At 35.9% G+C, this 6,699-nt stretch carries 5 protein-coding genes and 1 pseudogene; 4 read left to right on the forward strand and 2 right to left on the reverse strand.

Annotated elements, in window-relative coordinates; translation table 11 throughout:
* Window positions 1-61: 61 nt before the first annotated feature.
* A complete protein-coding gene (locus tag HU235_RS09155) occupies window positions 62-919 on the reverse strand; it encodes a LacI family DNA-binding transcriptional regulator (protein ID WP_233452179.1) in 858 nt (285 codons plus the stop codon).
* A 36-nt stretch (window positions 920-955) separates the two neighbouring features.
* A pseudogene (locus HU235_RS25280) lies at window positions 956-1,150 on the reverse strand (GntR family transcriptional regulator); the annotation flags it as partial.
* Window positions 1,151-1,381: 231 nt separating this feature from the next.
* Between HU235_RS25280 and HU235_RS09160 the strand changes: the two are divergent.
* The 4 genes from HU235_RS09160 to HU235_RS09175 all read left to right on the forward strand — a co-directional run bounded on the left by HU235_RS09160 (window position 1,382) and on the right by HU235_RS09175 (window position 6,486).
* On the forward strand, window positions 1,382-2,074 hold the full coding sequence (locus HU235_RS09160; protein WP_174880021.1) for a response regulator transcription factor: 693 nt from the start codon (window positions 1,382-1,384) through the stop codon (window positions 2,072-2,074).
* Complete coding sequence (locus tag HU235_RS09165; RefSeq protein WP_145580562.1) at window positions 2,074-3,078, forward strand: sensor histidine kinase; 1,005 nt, start codon at window positions 2,074-2,076, stop codon at window positions 3,076-3,078. Before HU235_RS09160 ends, HU235_RS09165 begins: the two co-directional genes overlap by 1 nt.
* 133 nt (window positions 3,079-3,211) lie before the next feature.
* A complete protein-coding gene (locus tag HU235_RS09170; RefSeq protein WP_095301212.1) occupies window positions 3,212-3,895 on the forward strand; it encodes an ABC transporter ATP-binding protein in 684 nt (227 codons plus the stop codon).
* Window positions 3,892-6,486, forward strand: coding sequence for an ABC transporter permease (locus HU235_RS09175; protein ID WP_174880022.1), 2,595 nt, complete (start codon window positions 3,892-3,894; stop codon window positions 6,484-6,486). Before HU235_RS09170 ends, HU235_RS09175 begins: the two co-directional genes overlap by 4 nt.
* The last annotated feature ends 213 nt before the right edge of the window (window positions 6,487-6,699 follow it).

Genomic DNA, 6,699 nt, shown 5'->3' on the forward strand with positions numbered 1-6,699 from the left:
GTTTTTATGTGAATGATTGGGTTTTTAAACTTTTAATATTCTAGTTTTAGTGAAACACTAATTATGTGAGTTCCGTCAATAACAACGTTTCATTTTCACTCATCTTTAGCTCAACAGGGACATATATTCGTTTCGGATCATACTTTCCATCGATTTGTTCTAACAATAATTCAACTGTCTTTTTACTGCATTGAGCAATATCCTGCTGGATATACGTTACATCAGATAAGCCTGGAGAATCGAAAGTAAGTAATTCAATGTCTCGAGAGAATCTCTTCTTAATAGAATCTATAGCTATATGTGTATACCTTGCTAATTCAGCATTCATCGTAAACACAGCCGTAATCTCAGGATTCGCTAGTAAAAATTCTAAAATACGCTTCGGTGTTCTGCTTGCTGAAATTTCATTTATGTTTAAAATGAACCATAGATTTTTATTAATCGTTATTCCCCTTTGGAAAAACGCTTTTTCAAATCCTTTCGCTCTTTCATCCGTAACCGTGTTCGTAATGACAGGAGAGATTAGACCAATATTTGTGTGACCTTTATCTAAAAGATATGATACGGCTTCAAATGTTCCAGCCTCATTTTCTGAAGTAACACTATAAGTTGAAATATTCACCATAAACCTATCAATTAAAACCATAGGGAATTTATCAAGTGTTAGTCTTAATACAGCTTCATTGTATGTTTCTTTTTCTGTAGGAAAAATAATCATACCTTTAACATCTAATTTTCTAAACATCTTAATAGCATCTGCTTCTTCAAATTGAGACTCTCTCGTAATCTTTATAATCAAATGATAGCCATTTTTTGATACATACTTTTCAATGTAATTAACAAACTCCTGTTCAATCTTCGTTTTCATGCTTGGAAGAATAAAGCCAATTAGTCCCTTTGAATGATCCGATTTACTCATTGAGCTCGTTAGGCTGCTCTCACAAACAAATGTGCCTTTACCTTTTATTCTTTCGACAATCCCCTCTTCAGCAAGTCCTGAAAGAGCATTTTTTGTTGTGATTTGACTAACATGATATTGCTCTGTTAATTCCTTCTCAGATGGTACACGATCACCTACACGTAATTTCCCAGACTGTATTTGCTCCTTAATTTTATTTTTGATTTGTTGATAAAGAGGTTCATATTTAATTTTCGCTCACCCTTTAATGAATATATACTAAATTTTATATATTAAGAATACTAAGACTTAATATAATATTCAATCATTTTATTGCCAAACGACAATACGGAGACACTCATTTACTACCTCCATTCCCTTAATTCTGTCATCTTAATAATTTTTCGTTTAACATGTTTTGACACTTACACGCGGATAAAATAGGATTAATCTAGAAACTAATCAAATGGTAGGGTGTGCAAAGTGAAAATATTATTGGTTGAAGATGATAAAACGATTGCCTCAGGCTTGGACTATTCATTACAGGCGGATGGGTATGAGACAGTCATTTGTTATAATGCTGAGTCTGCGAAATCCGTTATAAAAGAAAGGTTAGCAGAAATTGATTTATGCTTATTTGATCTATCATTGCCAGATGGCAGTGGATATGAATTGTGTGAGATCGTTAAAAATCGCAGCGATAAGCCCGTTATCTTTCTCACAGCATTAGATGATGAAGTAAATGTTGTAATGGGACTTGATATGGGGGCAGATGATTATATTACAAAGCCATTTCGGATTCGTGAGCTTATCTCTCGGATAAAGTCTGTTTTTAGAAGATATGATAAACAGCAGCAAACGAAGCCGAAAATAGTGATTGAAATCGAAAATGTCCGAATTAATACTTTGGAGGGGAAAGTGTATAAGAACGGAGAGGAAATACTACTAACTGCCTTAGAATATCGGCTGTTTTTAATTTTTGCCAATCATATTGGACAAGTATTGACGAGAAATCAGCTTTTGGAGCGAATATGGGACGTCGCTGGAGAATTTGTTAATGACAATACCCTCACCGTTTACATCAAACGGCTCCGTGAAAAGCTTGAGGATAACCCTCGTAACCCAAAGATAATCAAAACGGTTCGTGGCTTAGGATACAAAGTTGGTGATTCATGATGATTCGTAATCGCGAAATCCAATTATTTTTATTGCTCCAACTTCTCATTAGCGTTGCAGCAACGGTTATAACGGCAATCTTTTTCCCTATCCAAGCAGCTCTTATTCTATTTATAACAGCTGCAGCTTTAATGCTCGTATCGTTTTATTTTACGAAATGGCGCTATCGGGAAATTGAGAAGCTTTCGAGCTATTTACGAAAAATAACAAATGGCGATTATAGCCTTGATATCCGTGATAATGCTGAAGGTGAACTAAGCATCTTAAAAAATGATATTTTTAAGGTAACCCTCATGCTTTCTGAGCAAAGCTCTTATTTGCAACAGGACAAGGTTCGGTTAACAGACGCCATCTCAGACATTTCCCATCAGCTAAAAACCCCATTAACATCAATGGTTGTCATGGCTGACTTATTAAGCAATCCTAATCTTGATCCAGCAAAACGGAAGGAATTTACCCACAATATCCAAGTACAATTGGAAAGAATTGAGTGGCTTGTCTCCTCTTTATTAAAGATCGCCAAAATCGATGCAGACATCGTTCAATTTAAAAAGGAGAAGGTTCCTGCTAACATTTTGGTGCAGCATGCTTTGCAGTCTGTTCTTATTCCGATGGATATTAAACAGCTGTCGTTAGAGATAAGCGGTGATGAAACGGTCACATTTCAGGTTGATTTGAATTGGACTGTAGAAGCACTAATTAATATTTTAAAAAACTGTATTGAGCATACAGATGAAGGCGGAGCAATCTCAATCTCGTTTACAGAAAATGCTCTCTATACTGAATTAACGATTGAGGATACAGGGAAAGGAATTGCAAAGGAAGATCTCCCTTATATTTTCAAACGATTTTACAAAGGAAAGAATGCTGGAGAGGAAAGCGTCGGAATCGGACTCGCCTTATCTTATAGCATCATTAAAAATCAACAAGGTAATATCGAGGTAAAAAGTGAGATCGGAAAAGGAACAACCTTCCGAATTAAGTTTTACAAACAGGTCATTTGATCACTTTTGCACTTACACTCCAATCACAGAAAAGCTAAATAAAAGCAAAGGTGACTAAATTGTCACTTAAGAGTCACTCAATCGTCATTTTAGGCAGATATACTATAGTCACAAACAATATGGAGGTAATGAAATGAATATATTACAAATAGAAAATCTGTCTAAAGTGTATGGCAAAGGAGAAACGGCTGTTAAGGCATTAGATAATGTTTCATTCTCTGTAAAAAAAGGTGAATTCGTCGTTATCATCGGTCCATCCGGATCAGGTAAATCAACCTTGCTACATTTACTCGGTGGTGTTGATCGCCCTACTAGCGGAAAGGTGTTCATTGATAATACAGATTTATACAATCTAAACGAAACACAGCTTGCGATTTTTCGAAGAAGACAAATTGGCTTAATTTATCAGTTCTATAATCTTATCCCTATTTTAACGGTTGAAGAAAATATCACATTGCCTTTGCTCTTGGATGAACATGAGGTTGATAAGAAGCAATTTAACGAGATTGTTGAAAAGCTAGGTTTAACACATCGCCTCGGCCATTTACCGAATCAGCTATCAGGTGGTCAGCAGCAGCGTGTATCAATCGGACGAGCGTTGATAAGCAATCCCGCGATTATGCTTGCCGATGAGCCTACTGGTAATTTAGACAGTAAAAATAGCGAAGAGATTATGGAGCTATTAAAAATGTTTAACAAAACATTTAATCAAACACTTATCGTCATTACCCATGATGAGCGTATTGCACTGCAAGCCGATCGCGTCATTTCAATTGAAGATGGAAGAATCGCTAAGGACGAGGTGATTCGTTCATGAACATCGTCAATAAATTAACAGCTAGACATTTAAGAAAAAATAAGAGACGGACACTTATCACAATTATCGGTGTTATCATTTCCGTTGCCATGATTATGGCTGTTTCAACCTTAGGGGTTTCCTTTTTAGATTTAATGAAAAGACAAACAATAGCAGATACAGGTGAATGGCATGTACAATATAAAAATATTACGAAGGAACAGCTTGGCGCGATTGCGAAAGATGAATCAACAGACAAATTAGTCATTGCAAACGACCGTGGTTATTCACTTATACAAGGGTCAGAAAATCGAACCAAACCTTATATCTTTATAAAAGAATTCAACAAACAAGGCTACAAGCAGTTTCCGGTTGAATTAAGCAAGGGACGTCTTCCAAAGGCAGCAAATGAAGTCGTCATTTCAGAGGAATTGCTCAAAGACGCTAAACTTGATTACAATCTTGGTGATAAGCTAACGGTTGAAATTGGCCAAAGGATACTTGAAGGTGCAGAGGCCCCATTTGGACAAAATGATCCTTTGCAGCAGCTTGAGGACGGGACAAAGGAAACATTGCAAATTGAAGAAACGAACAGCTTTACAATTGTCGGGATTATGAAACGTCCTGTATGGGAGCAAACATGGTCGCCAGGTTATACTGTCATAAACTATATCGATTCTACTTTATTAACTGAAAAAGATCGTTTTGATGCGATTGTCGTAGTAGATAAAGTGAATGGCTCACTCTATAGTAAGGTCAACAAAATTAAAAAGGAAAACGACATTGACAAGGTTGTATATAATGAGGAATTATTGCGTTATTACGGTGTAACAGATAATGATAGTTTGAGATTGACATTATTTTCGCTCGCTGGAATTATTATGGTCGTTATTATCGTTGGCTCGGTTGCCTTAATTTATAACGCGTTTGCGATAAGCGTTTCTGAACGTGCGCGACATTTAGGAATGTTATCAAGTGTCGGTGCGACGAAAAAGCAAAAGCGCAACTCTGTCTTTTTTGAGGGATTTCTTATTGGCTTAATTAGTATCCCAATCGGTGTTATTGCTGGAGTTGGCGGAATAGCTGCTACGTTTTGGTTTATTAACAAATATCTACATGGTGCATTAGGAGAGAGTGGTGAGAAGCTAGCAGTCATTGTTACACCTCTATCTTTACTTATTGCTTGTCTCATCTCCATCCTAACAATCTTTATCTCTACGTATTTACCAGCACGAAAAGCATCAAAAATTTCAGCGATTGATGCGATTCGTCAAACACAAGATATTAAATTATCGGGAAAAACCGTTAAAACTTCAAAGCTCGTGCGTAAACTATTTGGAATCGAAGCTGAAATCGGATTAAAAAACGTTAAGCGAAATAAAAAACGCTATAAAGTGACTGTATTCTCGCTCGTTATCAGCATTGTTCTTTATTTATCTGTTTCGTTTTTTACAAATAGCATCAGCAAGTCAGCAGAGCTATCACAGGATGGAGTTAATTTCGATATTTCAGTATCTAGTAACGACATGTCACCTCTTGATTTAGAACCGTTCACACATCTAAAGAATGTAACAGAAACTAGCATTCAAACGAGAATTCAGATTAATGCAGCAATTCCTGAAGATGCACTTCCCGATTTGTTAGTTGAGAAAATTAAAGAAGAAGACCTACAAATCGAAGACGGGAAATATGAGTATTATGTAAATTTGTATGGTCTAGATGATTCATCCTTCCGTACTTATGCAGAAACGGTCGGAACAGACTTGAAGAGTTTCACAGATTCAGAGCAACCAACAGCGATTATGGTGGATAAAACTTCTTATCAGGATTTTGACTCAGGTAAATTTATTGAAACAAAAGCAATTCTTCACGCAAAACCTGGTGATAAAATTGAGCTTGTATTAAAAAACTATGAAACGATGGAGCATGTCGCATTACCTGAACTAAAAATTGGTGCATTAACAGACGAGGTTCCAATGGGAGTAACACCCGCAGGTCTAGGAGGGTTAAATATCATCGTTCCGCAAAAAACGATGGATGAGCTAATTAATGGTAATGCAGAAGTAAAAGAGATGGTCGAGCACTATCTATACTTGAATAGCTCTGACCCGATCGCGACACAAAAAGAGATTGAAGATACCACCTCCTCAAATGTTTATGTATACAATGTCTTTAAACAAAAACAAAATGAACAGCAGCTTATTATGTTTTTATCTGTGTTTACGTTCGGCTTTATCGCGTTAATCTCTTTAATCTCAATCGCAAACATTTTCAATACAATTTCAACAAGTATTTCCTTACGAAAAAGAGAATTTGCGATGTTAAAATCAGTTGGCCTCACGCCAAAAGGCTTCAATAAAATGATTTATTACGAAAGTATTTTTTATGGTGTTAAGGCTTTACTGTACGGGCTTCCGATAAGTGGAGTTGTCATGTTCCTTATGTATTGGTCATTACAAAATACGTTTGAATATGGCTTCATCCTCCCATGGATGAATATCCTATTCGTCATTGTAGCAATATTTATCATCGTTAGCTCTGCAATGCTTTATTCGATTCAAAAGATTAAAAAGGAAAATATTATTGATGGGTTAATTCAGGAGAATATTTGATATGAAAACAGGTGCTTATCTATGCAGCACCTGTTTTTTTGTACAAGGGGTAAAAACCTTGAAGATACGTACATATCTTACTAAATAATGCTAAATTAAATTTCAAGCCAATTTAAGAGCTTAAATTTACTAGAGGTATAAGTACTTTAAAATAGCTATAGGCAAAATCAAAGAAGAATCCCTAATATTAAGTAACTAATCCTCCTATTACTT

This window comes from Metabacillus niabensis, from assembly GCF_902829255.1.
In the GTDB taxonomy this organism is placed as follows: Bacteria; Bacillota; Bacilli; order Bacillales; family Bacillaceae; genus Metabacillus; species Metabacillus niabensis.